The sequence below is a fragment of the Deltaproteobacteria bacterium HGW-Deltaproteobacteria-4 genome, from assembly GCA_002841765.1.
Lineage (GTDB): Bacteria > Desulfobacterota > Desulfuromonadia > Desulfuromonadales > UBA2197 > UBA2197.
The window spans coordinates 196,435-220,601 of the sequence record PHAV01000001.1; the positions used below are offsets into that span (position 1 = coordinate 196,435).

The 24,167-nt window shown below is 49.9% G+C and carries 24 protein-coding genes and 1 tRNA gene; all 25 read left to right on the forward strand.

The window, feature by feature from the left end; translation table 11 throughout:
* Positions 1-4 precede the first annotated feature (4 nt).
* The 25 genes from CVU69_00855 (at position 5) to CVU69_00975 (ending at position 24,167) form a co-directional block, all read left to right on the forward strand.
* Positions 5-898 carry a hypothetical protein gene (locus CVU69_00855; protein ID PKN13754.1) on the forward strand — a complete coding sequence of 298 codons (894 nt, stop codon included), beginning with the start codon at positions 5-7 and terminating at the stop codon, positions 896-898.
* Positions 899-907: 9 nt separating this feature from the next.
* Entirely contained in the window at positions 908-1,837 is a 930-nt protein-coding gene (locus tag CVU69_00860) for an ABC transporter ATP-binding protein (GenBank protein ID PKN13755.1), read from the forward strand.
* Positions 1,828-3,564, forward strand: coding sequence for a hypothetical protein (locus tag CVU69_00865; GenBank protein ID PKN13756.1), 1,737 nt, complete (start codon positions 1,828-1,830; stop codon positions 3,562-3,564). The genes CVU69_00860 and CVU69_00865 overlap by 10 nt, the downstream gene beginning before the upstream one ends.
* On the forward strand, positions 3,561-4,409 hold the full coding sequence (locus CVU69_00870; GenBank protein PKN13757.1) for a decaprenyl-phosphate phosphoribosyltransferase: 849 nt from the start codon (positions 3,561-3,563) through the stop codon (positions 4,407-4,409). The genes CVU69_00865 and CVU69_00870 overlap by 4 nt, the downstream gene beginning before the upstream one ends.
* 131 nt (positions 4,410-4,540) lie before the next feature.
* A complete protein-coding gene (locus CVU69_00875) occupies positions 4,541-5,872 on the forward strand; it encodes a flippase (GenBank protein PKN13758.1) in 1,332 nt (443 codons plus the stop codon).
* A 215-nt stretch (positions 5,873-6,087) separates the two neighbouring features.
* Positions 6,088-7,176 carry a hypothetical protein gene (locus tag CVU69_00880; GenBank protein ID PKN13759.1) on the forward strand — a complete coding sequence of 363 codons (1,089 nt, stop codon included), beginning with the start codon at positions 6,088-6,090 and terminating at the stop codon, positions 7,174-7,176.
* Positions 7,173-8,321: a hypothetical protein gene (locus CVU69_00885; GenBank protein PKN13760.1), complete on the forward strand. Its 1,149-nt coding sequence runs from the start codon at positions 7,173-7,175 to the stop codon at positions 8,319-8,321. The genes CVU69_00880 and CVU69_00885 overlap by 4 nt, the downstream gene beginning before the upstream one ends.
* 85 nt (positions 8,322-8,406) lie before the next feature.
* Complete coding sequence (locus CVU69_00890; GenBank protein PKN13761.1) at positions 8,407-9,318, forward strand: hypothetical protein; 912 nt, start codon at positions 8,407-8,409, stop codon at positions 9,316-9,318.
* 25 nt (positions 9,319-9,343) lie between these two features.
* Complete coding sequence (locus CVU69_00895; protein PKN13762.1) at positions 9,344-10,258, forward strand: class I SAM-dependent methyltransferase; 915 nt, start codon at positions 9,344-9,346, stop codon at positions 10,256-10,258.
* Positions 10,255-11,469 carry a hypothetical protein gene (locus CVU69_00900; GenBank protein ID PKN13763.1) on the forward strand — a complete coding sequence of 405 codons (1,215 nt, stop codon included), beginning with the start codon at positions 10,255-10,257 and terminating at the stop codon, positions 11,467-11,469. Before CVU69_00895 ends, CVU69_00900 begins: the two co-directional genes overlap by 4 nt.
* Positions 11,447-12,508, forward strand: a complete 1,062-nt coding sequence (locus CVU69_00905) for a hypothetical protein (protein ID PKN13764.1) — start codon at positions 11,447-11,449, stop codon at positions 12,506-12,508. The genes CVU69_00900 and CVU69_00905 overlap by 23 nt, the downstream gene beginning before the upstream one ends.
* A gap of 60 nt (positions 12,509-12,568) precedes the next feature.
* Positions 12,569-12,643 (forward strand) — tRNA-Val (locus tag CVU69_00910).
* Positions 12,644-12,704: 61 nt separating this feature from the next.
* Entirely contained in the window at positions 12,705-14,621 is a 1,917-nt protein-coding gene (locus tag CVU69_00915) for a threonine--tRNA ligase (GenBank protein ID PKN13858.1), read from the forward strand.
* Complete coding sequence (locus tag CVU69_00920) at positions 14,599-15,153, forward strand: translation initiation factor IF-3 (GenBank protein PKN13765.1); 555 nt, start codon at positions 14,599-14,601, stop codon at positions 15,151-15,153. Before CVU69_00915 ends, CVU69_00920 begins: the two co-directional genes overlap by 23 nt.
* A gap of 80 nt (positions 15,154-15,233) precedes the next feature.
* Positions 15,234-15,431 (forward strand): 50S ribosomal protein L35, encoded by a 198-nt coding sequence (locus CVU69_00925; GenBank protein PKN13766.1) that lies wholly within the window; start codon positions 15,234-15,236, stop codon positions 15,429-15,431.
* A gap of 104 nt (positions 15,432-15,535) precedes the next feature.
* The gene (locus CVU69_00930; GenBank protein PKN13767.1) at positions 15,536-15,892 is read left to right on the forward strand and encodes a 50S ribosomal protein L20; all 357 of its coding nucleotides are present in this window, start codon (positions 15,536-15,538) and stop codon (positions 15,890-15,892) included.
* Between the two features lie 127 nt (positions 15,893-16,019).
* A complete protein-coding gene (locus CVU69_00935; protein ID PKN13768.1) occupies positions 16,020-17,060 on the forward strand; it encodes a phenylalanine--tRNA ligase subunit alpha in 1,041 nt (346 codons plus the stop codon).
* 60 nt (positions 17,061-17,120) lie between these two features.
* Positions 17,121-19,541, forward strand: a complete 2,421-nt coding sequence (locus CVU69_00940; protein PKN13769.1) for a phenylalanine--tRNA ligase subunit beta — start codon at positions 17,121-17,123, stop codon at positions 19,539-19,541.
* Positions 19,542-19,628: 87 nt separating this feature from the next.
* The gene (locus tag CVU69_00945) at positions 19,629-19,916 is read left to right on the forward strand and encodes an integration host factor subunit alpha (GenBank protein ID PKN13770.1); all 288 of its coding nucleotides are present in this window, start codon (positions 19,629-19,631) and stop codon (positions 19,914-19,916) included.
* 17 nt (positions 19,917-19,933) lie between these two features.
* Entirely contained in the window at positions 19,934-20,293 is a 360-nt protein-coding gene (locus CVU69_00950; GenBank protein PKN13771.1) for a MerR family transcriptional regulator, read from the forward strand.
* Positions 20,294-20,329: 36 nt separating this feature from the next.
* Positions 20,330-21,100, forward strand: coding sequence for a 5'/3'-nucleotidase SurE (locus tag CVU69_00955; protein ID PKN13772.1), 771 nt, complete (start codon positions 20,330-20,332; stop codon positions 21,098-21,100).
* Position 21,101: 1 nt separating this feature from the next.
* On the forward strand, positions 21,102-21,758 hold the full coding sequence (locus CVU69_00960) for a protein-L-isoaspartate O-methyltransferase (protein ID PKN13773.1): 657 nt from the start codon (positions 21,102-21,104) through the stop codon (positions 21,756-21,758).
* A gap of 2 nt (positions 21,759-21,760) precedes the next feature.
* Complete coding sequence (locus CVU69_00965; protein ID PKN13774.1) at positions 21,761-22,531, forward strand: hypothetical protein; 771 nt, start codon at positions 21,761-21,763, stop codon at positions 22,529-22,531.
* Between the two features lie 74 nt (positions 22,532-22,605).
* The gene (locus CVU69_00970; GenBank protein PKN13775.1) at positions 22,606-23,613 is read left to right on the forward strand and encodes an RNA polymerase subunit sigma; all 1,008 of its coding nucleotides are present in this window, start codon (positions 22,606-22,608) and stop codon (positions 23,611-23,613) included.
* A 38-nt stretch (positions 23,614-23,651) separates the two neighbouring features.
* On the forward strand, positions 23,652-24,167 hold the full coding sequence (locus CVU69_00975) for an adenine phosphoribosyltransferase (protein PKN13776.1): 516 nt from the start codon (positions 23,652-23,654) through the stop codon (positions 24,165-24,167).

Genomic DNA, 24,167 nt, shown 5'->3' on the forward strand with positions numbered 1-24,167 from the left:
GAGCATGAAGCGTTATCTCGTTACGGCCAGCTGTGTTTTGGTTGCCTATCTCGCTATCCTTGGTCCTTTTACTCAAGCGATGAAAGAGAAGGTCACAGCGGTCAAACTCGGCATAAGTCCTCACCCTAAAGTTCTGCAAGTCCTGTTTCCAGATTATCAGGAATTTCTCGCGGCCTCTTCCCTTGGCCGTATCATCCAATATTACGGGGCATTGGTCGACCCAGCGGCTGATCCCGGCAAAGTGCTGCGCGTCGCCGACTATCCGGCTATGTCGCGGGCAGTGCATTCTGCTTTGCACCTTGACCCCTATAACATGGATGGCTATTATTTCGGCCAGTCAATCCTGGTATGGGACGCCAAACAGTACAAACTGGCCACCGAACTCCTCGAATACGGCATGCAGTATCGCACCTGGGACTGGCAGCTTCCCTTCTTTGCGGCTTTCAATCAAGCCTATTTTCTCAAGGATCGGGCGGCGGCGGCGCGTCTGTACATGCGGGCTGGAGAACTTTCGGATGCAACGCTTTTCAAGTCGCTGGCCGGCCGTTATCTGCAGGAAGCAGGTGAAACCCAAATGGCTATCGACTATCTGGTAACTCTCGAAAAGAGCGCGCGGACGCCTGTGATCAAGGAAACTCTGCAGGTTCGAATAACGGCTTTTCAAACCGTTTTGTCCATCGAAGAGGCCCGGGATCACTACGCTGAAGAAAAGGGGCATCCTCCCGCAGATATCGTTACTCTGGTGACAAGTGGCTATCTTTCCACCAAACCGATTGACCCTTATGGCGGAGAGTTTTATCTGGATGAGAGGAAACAGGTGCGCACGACCAGCAACTTTGCTTTCGTTGCCTCCGGCCAGCCTTCCGTCGAAAGTTCTGCAGCCCCTTCTGACAAGTGAGTGATGAGCATGTCCACAACTCCGATCGCCATTTCACAATTGCAAAAGACCTACCGCGGTAAGTGGGGGAAGAAGGTTGAAGCTCTGCGCGACCTTTCCCTCAATATTGTCCCTGGCGAGGTCTTCGGTTTTCTTGGGCCGAATGGTGCCGGCAAGAGTACGACCATCAAGATTTTGATGGGATTGATCCGTCCCAGCGCTGGCGAAGCCCGCATCTTTGGAGTTTCAGCCAGTGAAGCTGCAGCGCGTCACCGTGTCGGATTTCTGCCGGAAAATCCCGCTTTTTACGACTTCCTCACTGCTCGTGAATACCTTCATTTTGTCGGCGAAGCCTTTGCCATGCCAAAGGCGGTCATCCAGCGGGAAAGTGACCGGGTACTGGAGTTGCTCGACCTGACAGCGGCTGCGGGACGACCGATCCGGGGGTACAGTAAAGGGATGGTGCAGCGTCTCGGCCTCTCTCAAACCCTGATCCACTCTCCTGATCTTTACATTCTCGATGAGCCGATGAGCGGACTCGACCCGATCGGCCGGGCCCTGGTCAAGGAGATCATTCTCGATCTAAAAAAACAAGGGAAGACGGTTTTTTTCAGTACCCATGTCACGGCTGACGCCGAACGGGTCTGTGATCGCATTGGCGTCATTATCGGCGGCCTCTTTCAGGAAGAAAGGGTGGTTGGAGAATTGCTGCGCGAAGGGGTCGACGGCTATTTTTGCCGGGTGCGGGGACTCGCTATCGAAAACCTCCACGTATTGGGGGGTACGATCTGCGCTGACGGCGTTTATGAAGTCTTTGTGCCGCGGGATCGTTACGATACCTTTGCTGTCGAATTACTGAAAACCGGCGGTTCTTTCGACCTGATCGAACCACGCCGGCGGGATGTTGAGGACTACTTCCTCGATCTGGTGCGCTCCAGCGGCGGAACTGCATGCGCCTGAATCTGAAGACCTGGCACTGTCTGTCATTGCTGGTCCTGGCGGTCCTGCTCGCCTACTATCCGAGTCTGTCGGCCGGTTACAATTCGATCGACGATCTAAAGATGATCAGCAGCATCGATCAGGCCGGCCCCCTCGATTTGCGCCAGCTTTTCGTGCGTAGTGGTTCTTATTACTACCGGCCGCTGACCATTCTCACCTATACCCTAGATCGGGACCTGTGGGGCACGATCCCCTCGTTCATGCACCTGGAAAACATCCTGCTGCACCTGGCGTGCGCCTGTCTGGTCTTTGCCATCACCAAACGGTTACTCCCCCTGTGGGGGCCAAAAGGGCTGTGGCCAGCCCTTTTGGCCGCTCTCTTCTTCGCGCTACACCCCATTGCCACCGAATCGGTCAGTTGGATCAGTGGTCGCACCGATCCGTTGATGGCGGTCTTCCTGCTCCTCGCCGTGTGGCTGAGTCTTCTGGCGCTGCCAGCGGGGCGGCCTCTGGCAGCCCTGGCTGGCAGCGGCGCTCTCTTTGTCGCTTGTCTGGCCAAGGAAGTGGCGGTCTTTATTCTCCCTGCTCTGCTCTGGCTGATTACCGTCTATCCGGGGCACGGCGGTTGGCTCGACAAATTGCGCCGCCGCTGGTGGACGCTACTCATGCCGACGCTGGGGATAATCGGCTATTTTGTCCTGCGCCACCTGGCTATCGCTCGCGACAGTGGCATCAATACCGCCCTTAAGGGTGTCACCGCCGGCGATTATGACTTGCTGGACAAGGGTCGTATTGCCTTTAAAGTCTACGGATTCTATCTCAAAAAACTCTTTATCCCCTGGCCGCTGAATTTCGCCATTGTCGAGATCTCCGGTGGGTACGTGTTAGCCGGTATTCTCCTCGCGGTGCTCCTCCTTTACCTGATCTGGCGCGCTGATGTCGCCGGGGCTTTCGGCTTGATGGCTTTCTGTGTCCTCTCGCCGGCACTATTGGTCGTCTTCGGCAAGATGACCTGGACGCCGCTAGCCGAGCGCTATCTCTACACCTCCATTGCTCTCTTTGCCCCCTTGCTCGCCTTCCTGGTCATCCGCCTGCGCACACTTGTCTCTGCTCCGCTACGACGCCGTTGTGATCTGGCGCTGGCGCTACTTCTGCTGGTTTTTTTTGCTACAACGCTGCATCGCGCCTGGATCTGGCAGGACAATCTGCGTCTTTACCAGGACACCTTCGCCAAAAGTCCTGATTTAGTTTCAATAAAAACCGAGTTGGCGTCTGCCTTAATCCGCAAGGGGCGGTCAGCTGAAGCAGAAGTAATACTGGCTGATATGCAGACGGGAAGCAATGCGCCCGACTTCATCAACGACGATATGAACCTGGCAGGGGCTCTTCTCTCTAGAGGAGATCTGGAAGGCGCTCGCGCGATTCTTCTGCCACTCCTCAATACCAAACCCAAGAAATATTATGATCTGCTCCAGCATCTGTTGCGGATCAACGATCACCGGATCGGCCGGGCGGAAACTCCTGAGTTGCGACTGGCTATTCAGCAGGAATCTCTTGCCTGGTTGGAAGAGCAACAGCGTCTGCGGCCAGGCGCCTTTACCAACTATCGTATCGCTAAAATGCAGCTTTCCATGGGGGATAAAACGGAAGCACTCACCTCCTTCCGTGCCGCTTTGGAAAAAACCCCCGCTGATGCCCATTATCGCGGTGCTGCAGAGACCTTTATCCGGCAGTTGGAGGGCTTATGAAAATCAAAGCACTGGTTTTGCTGTTGCGCCCGCATCAATGGCTTAAAAACCTGATTCTTTTTTTCCCACCTTTTCTCGGTGGCAAGCTGACAACCATTGCCGCTTCGGGTCAGGTTCTTTGGCAGGCGCCTCTGGCTTTCTGTCTAGCCTCGAGCGCCGCCTATATTATCAACGATCTTTACGATGTCGGGGCTGACCGCAACCACCCTCAGAAGTGTCATCGCTCCATTGCTGCCGGCCACGTGACGCCAACAATTGCCGTGATTCTTGCATTTTGTTGCCTTGCCAGTGCCCTTGCTGCGGCCTTTATTGTCGGCGATCTCTTTAGTGTGTTGTTATTGATTTATCTCGGAATTTCCTTGTGTTACTCCGCTGGCCTCAAACATCTCCCTATTATCGATATTTTCTGCATTGCTTCCGGTTTTGTAATCCGGCTCTTCGCTGGAGGAATCGCATTTAATGTTGTGATTTCCGATTGGCTCTTCTTGAGTGTCTTTTTGCTGGCACTCTTTTTAAGTGCCGGTAAGCGACTTGGTGAGACCGAAGAATTGGGCGGTGGCGGCGGTGACCAACGCAAGGTTCTCAAAGAGTATCCACCTGGAGCCCTTGAACTCTTCATGGCAATCTCAGCATCCACGGTTCTGGTCACCTACACCATGTATGTCGTCTCCAAGCATCGCCTGGTCTACACCGTACCACTCTGCTGTTTTGGACTCTTTCGTTACATGCTCAATGTGAAACGAGGTGCCAGCGGTGATCCGACCGACGCGTTGTTGAAGGATCCGATCCTTTTTGTCGTCGGTTTTGTTTGGGTGGTTCTGGTCTTTATGACCATGTACGTGTAAAGTACCCTTACGTTCTCATTCCCCCTTTTTAGACAATGTCACCCCCGCTGTGTTTTTTTATTTCACCCTGACTTAATCCTCTCCTCAAGCATGTCAGAAGATGTTTAAATGTTACGATAAAAGGCAGCTTCATGCGTGTAATATTGAATGGTTATAATCGTTTCAAAACCTACATATTGAACTCCTCGTGGATTATGGGAGAGAAGTTATTTACTATTGGCGTCGGTTTTTTAGTGACAGTTCTGATTGCCAGGTATCTTGGGCCGGAACGGTATGGGATTTTAGCCTACGCTCTTTCGTTGACTGCCCTTTTTGCCTCAGCAGGACACATGGGTTTAGGTGGATTGGTAGTCAGGGAACTAGTCAGAAAACCTGACAGTAGACCAGAAATCATTGGAACAAGCATAGCGTTAAAACTTTTAGGTTTTCTAGTTGGTTTCATTGCATTACTTATTTATGCGTTGGTTTTTGAAGACCGAGAAAATAAAGAATTTTTGGTGTTGATTGTCGTGGCATCAGCACTTTTTTTTAAACCATTTGATGTGATTGATTTTTGGTTTCAAGCACATGTCCAGGCTAAATATACTGCAATAGCCAGGTCCGCTTCATTCTTTTTTACGGCGTGCTTCAATGTATTACTAGTGCTCATCAGCGCAGAGCTTTTATTTTTTGCTTTTTCCAGTTTATTACAAAGTTTTCTAGCTGCCTGTTTTCTTCTTCTATTGTTTCGTTCTACCGCGAATATACCTATCACGACTTGGCGCGTCAGTTTAATGATGGCAAAGCAACTATGGAGCCATGGATGGGTTATTTTTCTTGGGGCAATTTTTTCTTCTATTTATTTAAAACTTGATCAAATAATGCTCAAATGGTTGACAAGTGCTGAAGAGGTTGGAATTTATTCTGTAGCAGCAACTCTATCGGAGGCATGGTATTTTGTACCGTCAGCAATTATTGCTTCATTATTTCCAAATTTAATAAAGCTAAAAGAAGAGAACAAAATTTTTTTTAACGCAAGTCTCCAAAAGATTTTCGATATTCTTTTTATTTTAGCTTTATCTGTTGCACTGGTTGTAAATTTTATGGCTGAACCACTTATGGAATTTTTATTCGGACAACAGTATTTAGCATCGGCACCAATACTTGCCATCCATATTTTTGCTTCTTTATTTATTTTTATGCGAGCGGCATTCAGTATGTGGATTTTGATTGAAAACGCTTTAATTTTTTCCTTAATAACACAGGGTTTAGGAGCACTTGCAAATATAGGTTTGAATTTTTTACTCATCCCCAAATATTCTGGATACGGTGCAGCAGTTGCTACCCTGTTGTCCTACGCCACAGCATCGTATTTTTCATTATTTTTTTACAAGAAAACCCGTCCAATATTTTGGATGATGAGTAAAGCTATGATGTCGCCAATTAGGTATCCCCTTTCCTACATAAAAAGGAAGGCATATTGACCAATTATCGAATAAATGTGTCTACTGTAGCGGCACAGTATCTGTGTAACAGTTGTGGTGCTTGTTTTGCAATTTGTGCCAACGGTTCAGTCCGTTACAGCGAAACGGTAGGCGGTTATCTCTTCCCTCAGATTGACCAAAGGACCTGCATTCATTGTGGGTTGTGTTACGATGTGTGCCCCGGTATAAATTTTGGTAAAACTTTAACAACACGAATGCCTGAAGATCCTTTTGCTGGTAATGTTCTTAGTTGTGAAATCGGTCGGTGTACTGATGATGCGATTTTTTCTAACAGCCAAAGTGGCGGTGTCACTACGGCATTATTAATCCACCTATTTGAAACAATTCAGATTGAAGCGGCTGTTGTAGCAATTATGCAAACAGGTGCTCTTCCAAGGGGTGATGTGCTGCTGGTTAAGAGTACTTCTGAACTCATGAGAGCGCAAAAATCGAAATATACACCCATCCCCCTTCTTAAGGTCATCCAGGATATAAAAAAAATTCAAGGGCCGGTGGCGCTTGTGGGCTTACCTTGCCACATGCATGGGTTGCATAATCTGACAGATATGAATCCTGATCTTGCTAAAAAGCAGTTCTTTAAAATAGGTTTGATCTGCGATCGGATCATGACCACGGCGGCAATCAACTTTATGTCTAATCGCGCAACCCACGAACCAATCAGTGATTTTGTATTCAGAGATAAGTTGTTCCCTTCTTATCCTGGTAGCCCGGTGGTGAAAAAAGCAAGTGGCGAAAAAGTTGTTTTAAAAGCATCGTTTCGCATAGCGATTAAAGATTTTTTTACACCCGTCCGCTGTCGATTGTGTTTCGACAAGTTAAATGTTTTTGCGGATGTAGTTTTAGGTGATCCTCATGGTGTCAATGATGCTGACAAAATTGGCGGCGAAACACTCGTTTTTTCTCGTAACGAAAAAGGTCAACAACTTATTAGGGAAGCAAAACTTTCGGGTTTTGTGACATTGAGAGAATGTGACTGGAACGTTGCCATTACAGGGCAGGGTGTTGACAAAAAGCGTAAAGAATGGGCTGGGTTTATGCGCGCTTGGGAAGAAATGGGGAAGCAATTACCTCGCTATCCTTATATTCAGATCACATGTGCTCCCGTACAAAATCACAAAAAAATGTTAATGGATGCACTGTCTCTTGATAAAAACACAAGGGAGGCTGTTTTAAATGCGGCTGGTTGGTGGTTGTTGAGACGAAAGTTTTATAATTTTATTTTGTGGTTCATCGATAAAAGCAAAACTTTTACGCGTAACATACTCAACATGAGCAAACGATGATTATTGAAATTCGAAAAGCCGGATTTGTTAATAAGGGTGCCCAGTTAATGCTGTATGCAGTTCTGCAGAAAATGCAACAGACTTATCCAGACGCTACTTTTGTTATGGCACCATCACCTGAATCTGGATCCCAACCGTTCCATAAATTGGTCGGTCTAGGTATGTATCCTAAGGCTTGGTTGTGGTTATTTGGCATCCAATGGGGCATTTTAGCGGGTTTCCTCCCGAAAAAACTTCGGGAAATGTACGGCATAGTCCTTGATAAAGAAGTTGATGTTGTTCTTGATGCGGCCGGATTTTCCTATAGTGATCAGTTAGGAGTGGACAGCAGCAAAGAGTTAGCTTGTTCTTCAAGCCGTTGGAAAAAACAGGGAACCAAACTGATTCTCTTGCCGCAGGCTTTTGGCCCTTATACCAATAATAATATAAGGTTACATGTAGCTAAGTTTATCGAAAATGCTGCTTTGGTGTTTCCTCGCGAAAAGGTGTCTTACGATTACCTGGTCGACGTGGTAGGAGAGCAGGAAAAAATCAAACAGTTTCCTGATTTTACCAATCTTATCAATGGAATACTTCCAGATTATTTTGATGTCGAGAATAACAAAACTTGCTTAGTACCCAATTATCGAATGATTGATATGACTATTATGGAGGAAAGTGAAGCCTATTTACCTTTTATGATTAAGTGTGCCAAATACTTGGTAGAGAATGATGCTAAACCTTTTATCCTGGTGCATGAGGGCGCTAACGACATGATACTGGCAACTAGTATTTCTGACGCTGTCGGTGGTATTCCGGTCATCAAAGAAGATGATCCCCTGAAAATTAAGGGGATACTTGGCGCATGTGAGGCCACTGTTGGTAGCCGTTATCATGGGTTGGTAAGCGCTCTCAGCCAAGGGGTTCCTTCGCTCGCTACCGGGTGGAGCCACAAATATCTTGAGCTATTTGAGGAATATGGCTTCCCTGAAGGAGTTGTTTCGGTGATTGGCAGTGATGATGAATTATACAAAAAAATAGATTTTATTATCGATCCTGAAACTAAACAGGCGCTTTCTTCAAGACTAAAAGAAAAATCTGAAGAGATAAAAAAACTCTCAGAGAAAATGTGGAAAAATGTTTTCTCTGAAATAGATAAAAAATAGTCGCATTATTTTATTCGTAAATTGCACGGACAGTTTGGTAAAGCGTGGAGAATTTGAACGACTTTCTATTTGAGAATATTAGGTAATGAAAACTCGATTACTTAAAAGCTTGTATCAACTCTTTCCTTTTTCGCTTAAAGGTGATGCGGTCATCAACAGTGAAACAGAGTTAGCTATCTCCTGCATATTTCCTACATACCAGCGGGATACAGATCTTGAGGTTCTTCTTAGGTGCCTTGCCGGGCAGGGGCTCAATAAAAATGACTTTGAAGTCATCGTGGTTGAGGATGGGATGGATGAGAAGACTGGTCAACTGATCAGGCTTTTTGCGTCCCAACTAAACCTCGTACATCTAACTAATCCTGTCCCACTTCATAATATTGCCAGCCTGCGTAATCAGGGGTTAAAGCATTCGAAGGGAGAACTGATTCTCTATTTAGATGATGATACGATCATCCCACAGGAATATTTTCTTAGCAGACTGGTGAAATTGTTTGATGCTGATCTTTCGATTGGGGCTGTACAGATTCCAGGAGAAGCGAGTTATGGTCTATGGAGAATCAAATACGATTATCTTGACAGATACTCGTTTGCGTCGCGCTGTGTTGCTTACAGGCGATCTGCTTTGGCCCGAATCGGTGGTTTTTTTGAACAACTTGCCTCCTATGAGGATATTGAGTTGTCAATTCGTTTTACCATTATGGATGGACGGATGACACGCGCAGAGGAGTTATTCTACCTGCATCCGCCTCTATATTTTGACAGCTGGAAAAAGCCCCTTTGTAATGGCCTCTCATTTCTCCGGCTGTTTCGTCGATACTCTAAACCGGTTTGGTTTGTCTGTTACCTTAATGCATTGCGTTTTTTACCTTTCTTGTTGATGCCCAATGCCAAATATCGCCAGTGGGGAAAAATCAGCGCCGGCTTTGTCTGGGCGCCAATCTCTTTGATTTTTCAGAAAATGAATCATCGGGACAAAAAGATTATCTATCGTTAATTATATTGATAACCTGGAGTGACGCGTGTTTTGTCTTGAAGAAAAAAAAGTAACGGTAATTGAACCCTACGCCTGTCCTGCCTGCAATAGCAGTGTCAATTATGCCGCTTATATTTACCGTAATTCTTCGCAGACCGAAGAGGCGCATATTCTCAGGTGTCCAAACTGTACAGCCATGTTTATGCGACCTGTCCTGATCCCGGAACTTGAAGGCCGACAGATGGACAGCCTGGATGATGCCGAGATGTACGGTAGCCAACTCATGAAAACACTGCATGAACAGCTTTATCTCAAAAAGGAAATCCGACTCATTCAAACGGCTGGCCAAGCCGGGGGGGCCTTGCTCGATGTTGGCTGTGGCGCTGGCTGGATATCCAATATCTGGGCGCAAAACGGTTTCCAGGTAACGGGCCTTGAACCCTCCCTAAACCGCTGCAACTTAGCACGGAAGAAGTATGGGTTGAATGTCGTTAATGAATATATTGAGAATACAGAATTTGAAAAATGTTTTGATATCAGCATTCTTCGGCACGTGATTGAACATATTCAAGATCCTGGCTCAGTTCTGCGAAAAATCCACGGGTCATTAAAAGAAGAGGGTGTAGTCATGGTGATTGTGCCCAATATTGATTGTATCGGTCGATATCTTTTTGGCGTCGATTGGGAATGGGTGCTCCCCTGGCATTGCAATTTTTTCAACCAGCGTTCCCTGGAAAAACTTATTGAAAAATCAGGGTTTGAAATCATTAAAACTTACCAGACGGCATCGCCTTTTTATCATTTTGAGAGTTTTGCAAGGAAGTTTGACTCCAAACTTTTAAAAGCAATAAATAGTCGCTTTAAGGTGGCATCGATGCTTGCAGCTTCTCCTGTAGCGATGCTCGGGTTGGCATTGGGGCGTGGTGACAACTTGACAACCCTGGCCCGCGTCCGGAAATGATGCGTGACATGCAGAGACGAAAAAAGATCCTGATGGTCAGTTGTCAGCATTGGCTGTCACCGATCCAGGTTGGCGATCATTTGTTAGCACGGCAGTTTCTTGCTGCTGGTTGGCAGGTCGGTTTTATTTCAGACCCGGTGACACCGTTTCACCTGGTTAAGGGCTTTGAGTTGAAACCCCGCTTGAAGAATTATCTGTCCGGTGGTGTCAGGGGAAATGGTGGCGATCTCTGGGGGTACGTACCAGGGGGTCTAGTGATGCCTTATAATGTCTCGTTTCTTAAAAATAGATGGGTCCATTCTTTTTGGCAGAATTTGACATTCCCTAATCTGATTCGTCAGGTGCGGAAAAATGGTTTCGCTGAGGTTGATGTCCTATATTTCAGAACCTCAAAGCAGGCATTCTGGCTGGATAAAATCAAAAGCAATGTTTCTGTTTTTCGGGTCGCGGACAATGATTCCGGCTTCTTCGATTATAATGACGAAGTTCGTCGTCGTGAGCAGGCTTTGGTGCAACGAGCTGATTTGACAGTTTACACGTCAAAACCGCTTGAGGATTATGTGACCCGTCTCAATCCACGAGATACCCTTTATCTCCCTAACGGCGTCGAGTTCGATTTTTTTTCCGCCCCAACAAATAAGCCATCAGAGTATAAAGAATTTTCCGGGCCGATAGCAGTGCATGTTGGCTCAGTCCTGCCGGAACGTTTTGATTTTGAATTGGTCGATTTGCTCACGGTGAAATTTCCTGAAGTTCAGTTTGTTTTCGTCGGACCTGATGAGGCGTTGCGGCGGCGACTTCATCAAAGACCGAACCTGCACTTGCTTGGGCCACGTCCATACGAGTTGATTTCGGGATATATGCAGCATGCTGATGTGGGTTTGATCCTTTTGGATATTGAGAAGAATCCGGTATTGGTAAATAGTACGAATCCGCTAAAGTTGTACCAGTACCTAGCCAGTGGACTCCCTGTGGTTTCAATGGCATGGGATGTGCTTACGGATCTTGCTCCTCCGACCTGTCTGGCAAAGAACAGGGACGAATTTGCTCGCTATCTGGGACATGTTTTAAGCGAGAGGTGTTTTGACCCTGCTGAATTGATGGCGTATGCGAAAAAATTTGACTGGCAGAGCCAATTTAATCACCTTTGTAGCCGGATAGAAATGATTTCTGAAAAAAAACGAGTAAATGAAGATGCTTCTGGTTTTTAGTCTTTCATATTCTGAAATTCTCGAAAAAGGTATGAATATGAATATTGTGAAATCGATAGTAATTAATTTTCTCGGTTATTTCCAGACGAGAAATGCACTAATAAAAGTTCGTCATTTGAAACAATTTTCCGATTCTCCTCTCAACAAGCTATGTCAGGCTCTGGAGGACGTGCTAACCCGAAAGATTCTTCCTGATGAAGTTGATTATGTTAGGCGAATTGAGCGCTTGCGGTCGAAAATGTTAGCGTCTGACCGCCAGGTTTTATTCGCTGATTATGGGGCTGGTTCTCCTGATATTACGTTGACCGAAGTAGAGAGCGCCAATGGGGTGACAATAACCAAGCAGGTTTCTGAGGTCGTACAGTGGAGTAAACCTTTTTTTTGGGGGTTGCTCCTCTTTAAATTAGTCAGGCTCTTCAGGGCGGAGAAATGCCTTGAGTTGGGGACCTGTTTGGGAATTTCCGGGAGTTATGTCGCTGCTGCGCAGGTTCTCTCAGGGAGTGGTGAGTTGAAGACCCTTGAGGGATCTGCCACGTTTGCTGATTTAGCCGAGAAGAACTTCGTCGAGTTGGGATTAAAGAACTTTTCTATAGTTGTCGGCAGGTTTCACGATACTTTGGGCAATGTCCTCGAAAAAGAGAAGTTTTTTGATTTCGTTTTCATTGACGGACACCATGACGAAGTGGCGACTATTAAATATTTTAATCAGATTTCCCCCCATCTTGCCGAAGGTGCCGTTGTTATATTTGATGATATAGCTTGGTCTTCCGGAATGAAGCGCGCTTGGCGAAAGCTCAAGTCGGATGAACAATTCAGTCTGACTGCCGATCTGTCAGTCATAGGGGTTTGTATTGTCGGTCGATCTAATAAAGAGAAGCGTGATATAAAAATACCTCTTCGCGCCGCAGCGGCTTTTTTGAGCGTTGTCAGTTCTGAAGATTTTCAAGCCTACGAAGAGACGGCCTACTTGATGGCCAGCCCTAAAAATGCCGAGCGCCTGAATCAGGCGATTGTGGAAGTTGAAAAAAATGAAGATTAAGAAAAATCGGACTTGACACAATCAAGGCCCTCTGCTAAAAGTACCGAGCATTTCGGACGTAGGCACGTAGCTCAGTGGGAGAGCACTACCCTGACACGGTAGGGGTCGACGGTTCAATCCCGCCCGTGCCTACCAACTTTGACCGGAATCAGAGGCATCTTAGGATGCCTCTTTTACTTTGTGGAGAGTGGTGGAGATTATGCAGGTGCGCGTAACATTACCGGATGGTTCGGTACGAGAAGTAGCGGCTGGCAGTAATGCTCTCGATCTGGCGCGTTCAATCAGTGAAGGTCTGGCACGCCAGGCGGTGGCCGCGAAGATCGACGGTCAGCTTGTCGATTTGACGACACCGATTACGCATGATGCCCACCTGGTTTTGATCACCCTGCAATCTCCTGAGGGCCTGGAGATTTATCGTCACAGTGCTTCGCATCTCATGGCGCATGCCGTCAAGACCCTGTTCGGGGCAGAGGTGCAGGTGACGATCGGTCCAGCCATCGCCAACGGCTTCTATTACGATTTTTATAGTCCGAATCATACCTTTTCGACAGAAGAGTTTGAGTTGATCGAGGGGAAGATGGCGGAGTTGGCTGCGGCCAATCTGCCGATCGTCCGTTCAGAGATGGACCGCGATGAAGCGATTGCTCTCTTCGCTTCCATGGGGGAAGATTACAAGGTTCAGTTGATCCGTGATCTCCCCAACGAAAAAGTTTCGCTTTATCGTCAGGGAGATTTTGTCGATCTGTGTCGTGGTCCGCACCTCCCGTCGACCGGCCTGCTCAAGGTCTTCAAGCTGTTGAGCGTGGCCGGTGCCTATTGGCGGGGCGATGACAAGAACGCCATGTTGCAACGTCTTTACGCCACGGCTTTTACTGACAAGAAAGAGTTGAAGCTTTATCTTGAGCGTATCGAGGAGGCAAAGCGGCGCGACCATCGCAAGCTGGGCCGCGAGCTGGATCTCTTCTCTTTTAGCGATGAAGCCGGGGCGGGGCTGGTGATCTGGCACCCCAAAGGGGCGATGCTGCGCACCCTGATCGAAGATTTTGAACGGCGCGAGCATCTGCGGCGTGGTTACGATATTGTCATGGGGCCGCAGATTCTCCGCACGGAATTGTGGAAGACTTCTGGACATTTCGACAATTATCGCGAGAATATGTACTTTACTGAAGTGGACGAGCAGAGTTACGGCGTCAAGCCGATGAACTGTCTCGCTCATATGCTCATTTATAAATCGAAGATGCGTTCTTATCGCGATCTGCCCTTGCGTTATTTCGAGCTCGGGACCGTGCATCGTCATGAGAAGTCCGGCGTGCTGCACGGTTTGCTGCGGGTCCGCGGCTTTACCCAGGACGACGCACATATCCTCTGCATGCCGGAACAGCTGGATGCCGAGATCAAGGGTGTTCTCAAGTTTGTGCAAGAGGTCATGGGGATCTTCGGCTTTGAATACGAGATGGAACTCTCGACCCGTCCGGAAAAGTCGATCGGTACGGATCAGGCCTGGGAGCTGGCTACCAATGCCCTGCATTCGGCCCTCAAGGATTCCGGGCGTGACTTTGAAGTGAATGCGGGTGACGGTGCTTTTTATGGCCCTAAGATCGATATTAAGCTCAAGGACGCTCTTGACAGGAAATGGCAATGTGCTACTATCCAGTGCGATTTTACCCTGCCGGAACGCTTTGACCTCAATTATATCGGCAGCGATGGCGAAAAACATCGGCCGGTCATGGTGCATCGGGTTATTCTTGGGGCGATCGAACGCTTCATCGGTGTCCTTATTGAACACCACGCCGGCAGTTTTCCCCTTTGGCTTTCTCCGGTTCAGGCGATCATTGTCAATGTCACCGATAATCAATCTGCTTATGCGCAGGAAGTTTTTGAGACCTTGCGTGATGCGGGTATCCGTGTGCAGATTGATTTGCGGAATGAAAAACTCGGATTTAAAATCCGTGAAGCTCAAGTAGAGAAGATCCCTTACATGCTCGTGGTTGGCGATAAAGAGATGGCTGACGCTACTGTCGCCCCTCGCTATCGTTCCGGAGCTAATCTTGAATCGATGACGCCTGCCGCTTTTGCAAATTTCGTTGCAAATGAATGCAGGGAATACCGCTAGGAGGTGCCACATCGCTGCCAAGCAAGAAGTCAATATTAATCGCGCTATTCGCGCTCGTGAAGTTCGTGTCACCGACGACGAAGGAACCCTGCTCGGGATCCTGAGTCTGGCTGATGCGATGGCTGCAGCTGAAGCCCGCGGTCTTGATCTTGTTGAAGTCTCTCCGACGGCTGTGCCGCCGGTGTGCAAAATCATGGATTACGGCAAGTTTAAATACGAGCAGAGTAAAAAGGCGGGCGAAGCAAAGAAAAAGTCGGTTAAGGTCGAGCTCAAAGAAGTCAAGATGCGGCCGAAGACCGAAGAGCATGATTATCATTTCAAAGTGAAAAATGCCCGGCGTTTTCTTGACGATGGAAACAAGGTCAAATTCACTATTATGTTCCGCGGTCGCGAAGTGACGCACCCTGAGTTTGGCCGTCGGCAGTTAGAGCAGGCTGTCGAAGATCTTAAAGATATTGCGGTTGTTGAATCGCATATCAGTATGTCGGGACGATTCATGACCATGGTTATGGGTCCGATCAAGAAGGCCTGACATTAAATTTATGTCCAAAAAGTGATACGCCTTCCTTGGGATGAGCGTGCGCTTAAATAGCAGAGAAAGAGAGACGGGTCATGCCCAAGATCAAGACCAACCGCGGCGCCGCCAAACGTTTTCGTAAAACCGGCACCGGTAAGATTCGCCGCAACAAGGCTTTTACCAGCCACATTTTGACTTCGAAATCGACCAAGCGTAAGCGTGAGTTACGTCAGTCGACCGTCGTCGCCAAGGCAGATGAGCGCAATATCAGAGAGCTCATTCCTTACCTGTAAGCTTTACAACTGTTTCACACCCCGTGAACTGGGGGGATACGGCTCCCCCTCCAGATCCGGCGACGGCTTTTGGCCGTTGACAAATTCAACCTAAGGAGAAAGAGATGCCGAGAGCAAAAGGTGGTTTTAAGACGCGGCAACGCCGCAACAAAGTCCTCAAATTGGCAAAAGGTTTTCGCGGTGCCCGCAGTAAACTTTTCCGCAGTGCCACAGAGGCGGTCGATCGCGCCCTCAACTATGCGTTTCGCGATCGCAAGGTCAAGAAGCGTGACTTCCGTGCCCTCTGGATTGCACGGATCAATGCTGCGGCCCGTGATAATGGTCTGTCCTACAGTCGCCTGATCTTCGGCCTCAAGCAGGCTGAAATTGCACTTGACCGTAAAATTCTTGCCCAACTGGCTGTTGTCGACCCGTCAGGTTTCAGTACGGTCGTTGACAAAGCCAAAGCCAAGCTGCAGTAATTTGCTCCGTTCAGGACAAAAGAGATGAGGGTTTTATCCCCCTCATCTCTTTTTTTTTGATTGGCGCCCTTCAGTTCAGATTCTTTTCTCAATCCGCTGAATTCCTTGAAGAAATGGTGTATATGCCATGAATGCAAAAAATATCGACGAGCTTTTGATCTCCCTTGAGCAGTTGGACGCGGCCACGATTGCCGCTCTCGCCGCGGCCAGAACCCAACATGAATTGCAACTCGCTTTTGCTGCTTATCTTGGCAAAGGGGGAGATTTTACCGCACTGGTTAGGTTGACCGGCACTTTGCCGGCCGATGATCGCCCCCGTTTCGGCGCGGCGATCAATGTCGCCAAGACTCGTTGTGAAGAATACCGGACGCAGCGGCAGAGCGAACTCAATGCCGCGGAGATCAGTCATAAACTCGCCTCCGAGCGGATCGATGTGACTCTTCCCGGTCGGCGCGGCTTCATCGGCAGTAAGCACCCGATTACCCTGGTGAGTGAAGAGATTTGCGAAATTTTCACCTCTCTCGGTTTCGGCATAGCTGAAGGACCGGAGATTGAAAGAGATTTTTATAATTTCGAAGCGCTCAATATGCCCAAGGATCATCCTGCCCGGGATATGCAGGATACTTTTTATATCTCCGATGAAGTCGTGCTGCGGACTCATACCTCGCCGGTACAGATCCGGACGATGCTCAAAGAGAAACCGCCGGTCCGGATCATCGCGCCGGGGACCGTCTATCGGCGTGATTCAGATATCACCCACAGCCCGATGTTTCACCAGATCGAAGGTTTTCTTGTTGATCAGCATGTCACCTTTGGCGACCTCAAAGGAATCCTGCACAGTTTTATCGGTCAATTTTTCGGTAAAGGAGTGAATGTCCGCTTTCGGCCTTCCTTCTTCCCCTTCACCGAGCCGTCGGCGGAAGTCGATATCGCCTGCGTCATCTGTGGCGGCAAGGGTTGCCGGGTTTGCAAGAATTCTGGCTGGCTGGAAATTCTCGGCAGCGGCATGATCGATCCGGAAGTCTTCAAGTCCGTCAATTATGACCCTGAAGTCTACAGCGGTTTTGCCTTTGGTATGGGATTGGAGCGGGTAGCGATGCTGAAGTATGGGGTCAGTGATTTACGCCTCTTCTTCGAGAACGATCAGCGGTTTCTACGACAATTTTGATGGTACGTCCCTTCTTTTTGGTGTCGGTCTATTGCCTAACAAAGCGCTGGAGTTCCTGTCATGATCGTTACTTATAACTGGCTCAAAGAATTTGTCGATTTCAATTTCACGGTTGAGGAGCTTTCTCACCGTTTGACCATGGCCGGTCTTGAGGTCGATTTCCTGGAAAAGATCGGCGAAGGGCTCGACACTGTCGTTGTCGGTCATCTGCTGGCGGTCGAGGCCCACCCGGAAGCTGATCGCCTGACCCTCTGTAAGGTCGATGTCGGCAGCGAAGTGTTGCAGATCGTTTGCGGCGCCCGTAATCACCGCAGTGGCGATTATGTCGCAGTGGCCCGGATCGGCACAGTCCTGCCAGGTGATTTCAAGATCAAAAAGTCGAAGATCCGTGGCGTTGAATCGCAGGGGATGCTCTGTTCCGAAAAGGAACTCGGACTCGCAGCTGAATCCGAAGGGATTATTATCCTCCCCGCCGGTTTAACCCCGGGGATGCCGGTCTTTGCTGCTCTCGGTTTAAAGGATGCCCGTTTTGAGCTCGGTCTCACCCCGAACCGACCGGATTGTCTGAGTGTTGTCGGTGTTGCCCGGGAAGTTGCGGCGATGGCGGGTCAAGCGTTACGCCTGCCGATTCCGGCCCTCAGCGAAAGTGCCACCGCGACGACGACAATGACCTCGGTGACGATTGAGGATGCGGAACTCTGCCCCCGTTATGCCGCCCGTTTGATTCGCGGTGTCAAGATCGGACCTTCGCCGCAATGGCTGGTGCGGCGTCTTGAGTCAGTCGGTCAGCGTTCGATCAATAATGTTGTCGATGTCACCAATTATGTCCTGATGGAGCTTGGCCACCCGCTGCACGCCTTTGATTTCTCTCTACTCCGTGGAGGAAAGATCATTATCCGGTCGGCCGCAGAGGGGGAATCTTTCACGACTCTCGACAGTCAGGTGCGGACCCTCAAAAGCAGCGACCTGATGATCTGCGATGCGGTCGGTCCGGTGGCTTTAGCCGGGATCATGGGCGGCGAGAACTCGGAGATTCAGCCCCAGACAACCGATATCCTCCTCGAAAGTGCCTACTTTAATCCGTCGGCGATCCGTCGCACCAGCAAACATCTCGGCATGCATACCGAAGCGTCTCATCGTTTTGAGCGTGGCGCCGACATCGATATGGTCCCCCTGGCCCTCGACCGTGCCGCGGCACTGATCGTTGAAGTTGCCGGCGGTGTAGTGCTGTCAGGGATGATCGATGCCTACCCGCAGCGGATAGAGCAACGCTGCCTCACTATCTCTGACCGTCGCACCAAGCAGATTCTTGGAATCGATCTTGGCCTGGAACGGATCGGGCAGATTCTGGCCAGTATCGGCCTGACTGTCCTGCCGCCGGCTGTCGAGATGGAGCATAACGGCATCCTGCAGGTGCTGATTCCGACCTTTCGTCCTGACCTTGAGCGGGAAATCGACCTGATTGAAGAGGTCGCCAGGCTCAATGGTTATGATGCCATTCCTGAGACCATGCCGGTGAGTCGACTGGTCAACCAGCGGCCGTCGCAGCGCTATCAACTGGCAGAAAAAGTCCGTAATCTCATGGTCGCCAGCGGTAGTGCCGAGACGATCAATTACGCCTTTATCAATCCTGACGTTTGGGACAAACTCGGTCTGGCTGCCGATGATTCCCGCCGCAACACCGTCAAGGTCAACAATCCCCTCACTGAAGATCAGTCGGTGATGCGCACCTCGCTGCTGCCGAGCCTTCTCGAGACCGCGTCACGCAACCTGTCTTACCGCAGCCGTGATCTGCGTCTCTTTGAACTTCGTCCGGTCTTTATTCCTCTCCCCGGCGAGGATCTTCCCGACGAACCGCTGCGCCTTGGCGTTCTCCTTGGCGGCAGGCGTGATCCGGACGGCTGGGCGCAAGGGGCGGAGTTGGTCGACTTCTTTGACCTCAAGGGGATCTTTGAGGAGATTGCCGAGGTGTTGCGGGTGCCACAACTGCGCTGGCAAATGGATGCCGGCGAGTCCTATCTCCATCCGGGGAAGTCAGCAGTGGTTTACAGCCGCAACCAGCGTCTCGGGGTTATCGGTGAAGTTCATCCGCAGACGTTGGCCGCCTTTGCCATCGATGCCCCGCTGTATGTTGCCGAGTTTGATCTTGAAGCGCTCCTGAAAGTTTCCGGCCATTTCTCCGGGATCAAGCCCTTAAGCCGATTCCCCGATTTGACAAGAGACAGCGCCCTCCTGGTTGCCGATGAGGTGAGTGCCGCGCGTCTCTTTGAGCTCTTTGACAAGGTCAAGAGCAAGGATGCGGAGGAGTTGATCCTCTTTGATCTTTACCGCGGCAAGGGGATCGACCCCGGGCAGAAGAGCATGGCAATTCGCGTGCGCTATCGCAGTCCGGAAAGGACATTGACGGATGAGGAAGTCAATAAAGCGCATGGTAAGCTCGTTGAAATGCTCTGTAAGGAACTTAACGCGAAAATTCGTTAAAAAAACGATTGAACCGGCGATGTCCCTGTGTTATAGCTACCCGAAAATTAAGTACTAATTTGTTCTTCGCTCGAGGAGGTGGCTTCAATGACTAAAGCGGATTTGGTAGAAAATGTTTATGTCAAGACCGGATTTTCCAAAAAGGAATCGGCTGACATTGTGGAAATGGTCTTTGACCTGATCAAGGAGACACTTGAGAATGGTGAGAAGATAAAAATTGCCGGTTTTGGCAACTTTGTCGTCAAAGACAAATCGACACGTCGTGGACGTAATCCCCAGACCGGTGAAGAGATCAAGATTTCGTCCCGACGGATTTTGACCTTTAAACCGAGTCAGGTTTTGAAGGCGTCGATTAACCATGAAGATGTCGAATAAATATTAAAAATCCGATTATGCCGACTCAGCAAATTCCGGATAAACTCTATTTCAGAATCGGTGAAGTTGCTGCGATTGTCGGAGTTAAATCCCATGTGCTGCGCTATTGGGAAGAAGAGTTCCCTTCGTTGCGACCGGCCAAAAGTCGGTCGCAACAACGTCTCTATCGGCGCAAAGAGATCGATTTTCTTCTTGCTCTGAAAGAGCTTCTTTATGAACGTGGCTTTACGATTGCAGGTGCCCGCAAGCGTATCGCTGCCGGACTCCTCCTTCCCCCTGATCCTCCTGAGACGGTCCTCTCCCCGGCGCAATTGCTCCTCAGAGAGGTTGAAAATGACCTTCGCTTGCTGCGTGCCCGTCTCGAAATGCCCCCCTGATTTCATCTTTTTGCTCTGAAACGTAGTGAGGTTGCTGTGCTGATTTTGGTCACGAACGATGATGGGGTTTATTCCCCTGGCATTCTTGTCCTTGCCGAACAGCTCGCAACCCTCGGGGAAGTTGTCGTTGTTGCACCGGATCGGGAGCGCAGCGCCGTCAGCCATGCTCTCACGCTCCACTCGCCACTGCGTGCCGATGAACTGAGACCCGGATTCTTCGCCGTAGACGGTACCCCCACCGATTGTGTCAACCTTGCTATCCATGGCCTTCTCGGCCGCAAGCCCGATCTCGTCGTCTCCGGCATTAATCGCGGCGGGAATATGGGCGACGATCTGACTTATTCCGGTACCGTGGCTGCCGCTATGGAGGCGACCCTGATGGGGGTTCCGGCGCTGGCGCTCTCGCTCGAAGCCGAGCGTTTCCTTGCCGAAGATTTCGCGGTTGCTGCTGCTGTGGCTGTCGATCTTGCCGGCCGGGTCCTTGCGACCCGGCTTCCGGCAGAGACCTTCCTTAATGTCAATGTGCCGGGGGGCTTTCCTGCCGGAATGCGTTTGACCCGGCAAGGGAAGCGCCGTTTCAGTGATCTGATCGAAAAGAAGTCTGACCCGCGCGGACGTCATTATTACTGGATCGGCGCCGGTCAGGTCAGTTTTGAAAATACCGAAGGGACCGACTTTCACGCCGTAAGTCAGGGATATGTCTCGATTACACCTTTGCATCTTGATCTGACTAACTATCACTCTTTTGCCGAGCTCTCTGCCTGGGGTTTTCCCGGCGGAGAACAGGCAGGAAGCCGGTTCCCCTAAGATGACCGACTTTGCCCGGGCGCGCCAGACCATGGTCGAGCGTCATATCAAGCCCCGCGGTATCAATGATCCGCTGGTTTTAGCAGCACTTCTCAAGGTTCCCCGCCACCTTTTTGTCGAAGATGCCCTGCGCGGCCAGGCCTATGGCGACTACGCCTTGCCGATCGGCGATAAACAGACCATTTCCCAGCCTTATATCGTTGCCTTGATGACGGCGGCGCTGCAATTGAAACGGGATGATCGTGTCCTTGAAATTGGCACCGGTTCCGGTTATCAAACCGCAATTCTTGCGCAGATGGTCAGCCGGATTTTCAGCATCGAACGGATACCGCAACTCGCCCGTCGTGCCCGCAAAATCCTTGATAGTATCAGCTGTGCCCATGTGCAGGTCCGGGTCGGCGACGGGACTCTCGGCTGGCCGGAAGAGGCCCCATTTGATGCGATTATCGTCACGGCCGGTGCACCGAGCATGGTCGAGGTCTACTATCGCCAGCTCGCAATCGGCGGTCGTCTGGTTATTCCGGTGGGCGGGGCAGGGGGACAGCAACTGCACCGTGTGACCAGAATCAGCGCTGATGAGTATCGCGAAGAAGACCTCGTCGATTGCCGATTTGTCCCGCTGATTGGCAGCGGCGGCTGGGCAGAAGCTACAACGTGAAGATGGGCATGTCCCCCCTGAACGCATCTCTGCTCCTGCTTGTCATCTCTCTGGGTAGTCTCTTAGCCGGTTGTTCCACCCCGGGGATCTATCATCCGGTGCAATCCGGAGAGACTCTAGGTCAGATTGCCCGTGCTTACGGTCGCAGCGAAACGCAGTTGGCCCGCGTCAATGGTATCGATGCGCCGCAGCCATTGCAAAAGGGTGTACGTCTCTTTATCCCCGGAGCAAGAGCATTGCGCCGAGTGCCTGCAACTTCGCCGGTCATGAAGAAGTCCCGTCCGCCGTCAGCACGAACGGTCGTTAAATCCGGGTCTTCTCCTGTTCAACCCAAAAAGTTGCAGAGCAGGGAGACCGCTGTCAAGAAAAAATCCGGATCGCAAGTACCGCCGGTAATGGTATCTGGAAGTTTTTCCTGGCCTCTGCAAGGTGCGCTTTTGCGCAGTTTCGACGATCAGGATCCCTTCCCGTGCAAAGGGATTGAGATTGGCGCCTCCCCCGGTACCCCGATTCTTGCCGCCGCCGCCGGTCGTGTCATTTATAGCGGGGACGGGATCAGCAGCTTTGGCAATATGATCATCCTCCACCATGATGACGATTTTTATACGGTCTACGCGTTTGCCCAGAAAAATCTTGTCAAGGTTGGAAATTTTGTTAAGAAGAATGAACGCATCGCACTTTCCGGGGTGCCGCCCCAGGGGCGAAGTCCACGCCTCTACTTTGAATTGCGGCATCACCATGAGCCGCTCAACCCCACTTTTTACTTGCCATAACCGGCTTGTTTCCTTAGACTTCGCCAATTCACAGAAACTTGTTTTTTCGTGGCAAAAAATGGAGATGACAGCCAATGAGCATTCTTCTCGATGAGTACGAAAACAAGGAAGACCAGGAGGAACAGGACGTCAGCGACGATGATTTCATAGAGGCAGATGACTTTATTGCCGACGAAGAGATTGCCGAAGATCATGACCCCAACGCTGAGATTGAGATAGAAGAACGTGATGGGCCGAGTGAAGATGCGATTCAATGCTATCTGCGCGAAATAAAACGCAGCAAATTATTGAGTGCTGAAGACGAACGCGAGCTTGCTCAGCGCATCGAACAGGGTGACGCGCTAGCCCGCAACCAGATGATCGAGGCTAATCTGCGGCTGGTGGTCAAGATTGCCAAGCGTTACATGAATCGCGGCCTGCCCTTTCTGGATCTTATTGAAGAAGGAAATATCGGCCTGATTAAAGCAGTCGAACGCTTTAAAATCGCCAAAGAGTGCCGCTTTTCCACTTATGCCACCTGGTGGATTCGGCAATCGATCGAAAGAGCTTTGATTAATCAGAGCCGCACCATCCGTCTACCGGTTCACGTCTCCGACGACATCAACCGTATGGTCAAGACCTCACGGGAGCTTGCCAGCCAATCGCAGGGTGATGTCGATCCCTCTGAAGTAGCCGAAGCGATGGGAACGAATATTAATCATGTTCGCCGGCTGATGAGCTTGATCCGCAAGACCTACTCCATAGAACATCCCATGGGGGAGAATGGCGATTACAGTCTGATCGATACCATAGAAGACACCAGTACCATTGTCTCCTCAACGCATGCGGAGAACAAAGATACGATGAACCACATCGGCCGTTTTTTTGCCTCGTTGACTCCGACGGAGAAAAAAATTCTTATATTACGTTTTGGCTTAAACGACAAAGAGCCACAAACCCTCGAAACAATCGGACAGGAACTCGGTGTGACGCGTGAGCGGATTCGCCAGATCGAGGTCAAGAGCCTGGAAAAGTTACGGCGCATGGCTGTCGATATGGGATTGGAATCACCATCCGCCATTATTCGACGCAAGAAAAATTAACATCTTTCGTTCCATATAAATCGCCAGGAGTTGTGATCATGCAAGAGTTGAAAGATTCGATACGTGACATTGTCGATTTCCCTAAAAAAGGGATTATATTCAAAGATATCACCACCCTGCTTGCCGACCCTCGGGCCTTTCACCGCATGATCGACTTGATCGCGCATCGCTATATCGGTATGAATATTCAGCAGGTCGTCGGTGTCGAAGCCCGAGGTTTTATCCTTGGCGCGGCTCTCGCCTACAAACTCGGCACCGGTATCACTTTGGTTCGTAAACCGGGGAAGCTCCCCTTTACAACCGTTAGCAAGACTTATGACCTTGAATATGGCACCGACACGCTCGAAATCCATAAGGATGCCTTCAAACCCGGTGACCGCGTCCTCATCGCCGACGATCTTCTCGCCACCGGCGGCACGGTTGCCGCAGTTTATGACTTGGTCACCGGTCTCGGTGCCGAAGTCGTGGAGTGCGCTTTTATGGCCGAGCTCGAATTTCTCAACGGCCGTCAGCGTCTCCCCGCCGGGAAGACCTTTAGCCTCATGCAGTTTTGA

What these genes read in the sequence shown, in the direction of transcription:
- CVU69_00855 (PKN13754.1), top strand. Translation starts at nt 5, where the DNA reads ATGAAGCGTTATCTCGTTACGGCCAGCTGTGTTTTGGTTGCCTATCTC.
- CVU69_00860 (PKN13755.1), top strand. Translation starts at nt 908, where the DNA reads ATGTCCACAACTCCGATCGCCATTTCACAATTGCAAAAGACCTACCGC.
- CVU69_00865 (PKN13756.1), top strand. Translation starts at nt 1,828, where the DNA reads ATGCGCCTGAATCTGAAGACCTGGCACTGTCTGTCATTGCTGGTCCTG.
- CVU69_00870 (PKN13757.1), top strand. Translation starts at nt 3,561, where the DNA reads ATGAAAATCAAAGCACTGGTTTTGCTGTTGCGCCCGCATCAATGGCTT.
- CVU69_00875 (PKN13758.1), top strand. Translation starts at nt 4,541, where the DNA reads ATGCGTGTAATATTGAATGGTTATAATCGTTTCAAAACCTACATATTG.
- CVU69_00880 (PKN13759.1), top strand. Translation starts at nt 6,088, where the DNA reads ATGCCTGAAGATCCTTTTGCTGGTAATGTTCTTAGTTGTGAAATCGGT.
- CVU69_00885 (PKN13760.1), top strand. Translation starts at nt 7,173, where the DNA reads ATGATTATTGAAATTCGAAAAGCCGGATTTGTTAATAAGGGTGCCCAG.
- CVU69_00890 (PKN13761.1), top strand. Translation starts at nt 8,407, where the DNA reads ATGAAAACTCGATTACTTAAAAGCTTGTATCAACTCTTTCCTTTTTCG.
- CVU69_00900 (PKN13763.1), top strand. Translation starts at nt 10,255, where the DNA reads ATGATGCGTGACATGCAGAGACGAAAAAAGATCCTGATGGTCAGTTGT.
- CVU69_00905 (PKN13764.1), top strand. Translation starts at nt 11,447, where the DNA reads ATGAAGATGCTTCTGGTTTTTAGTCTTTCATATTCTGAAATTCTCGAA.
- CVU69_00920 (PKN13765.1), top strand. Translation starts at nt 14,599, where the DNA reads ATGAATGCAGGGAATACCGCTAGGAGGTGCCACATCGCTGCCAAGCAA.
- CVU69_00925 (PKN13766.1), top strand. Translation starts at nt 15,234, where the DNA reads ATGCCCAAGATCAAGACCAACCGCGGCGCCGCCAAACGTTTTCGTAAA.
- CVU69_00930 (PKN13767.1), top strand. Translation starts at nt 15,536, where the DNA reads ATGCCGAGAGCAAAAGGTGGTTTTAAGACGCGGCAACGCCGCAACAAA.
- CVU69_00935 (PKN13768.1), top strand. Translation starts at nt 16,020, where the DNA reads ATGAATGCAAAAAATATCGACGAGCTTTTGATCTCCCTTGAGCAGTTG.
- CVU69_00940 (PKN13769.1), top strand. Translation starts at nt 17,121, where the DNA reads ATGATCGTTACTTATAACTGGCTCAAAGAATTTGTCGATTTCAATTTC.
- CVU69_00945 (PKN13770.1), top strand. Translation starts at nt 19,629, where the DNA reads ATGACTAAAGCGGATTTGGTAGAAAATGTTTATGTCAAGACCGGATTT.
- CVU69_00950 (PKN13771.1), top strand. Translation starts at nt 19,934, where the DNA reads ATGCCGACTCAGCAAATTCCGGATAAACTCTATTTCAGAATCGGTGAA.
- CVU69_00960 (PKN13773.1), top strand. Translation starts at nt 21,102, where the DNA reads ATGACCGACTTTGCCCGGGCGCGCCAGACCATGGTCGAGCGTCATATC.
- CVU69_00965 (PKN13774.1), top strand. Translation starts at nt 21,761, where the DNA reads ATGGGCATGTCCCCCCTGAACGCATCTCTGCTCCTGCTTGTCATCTCT.
- CVU69_00970 (PKN13775.1), top strand. Translation starts at nt 22,606, where the DNA reads ATGAGCATTCTTCTCGATGAGTACGAAAACAAGGAAGACCAGGAGGAA.
- CVU69_00975 (PKN13776.1), top strand. Translation starts at nt 23,652, where the DNA reads ATGCAAGAGTTGAAAGATTCGATACGTGACATTGTCGATTTCCCTAAA.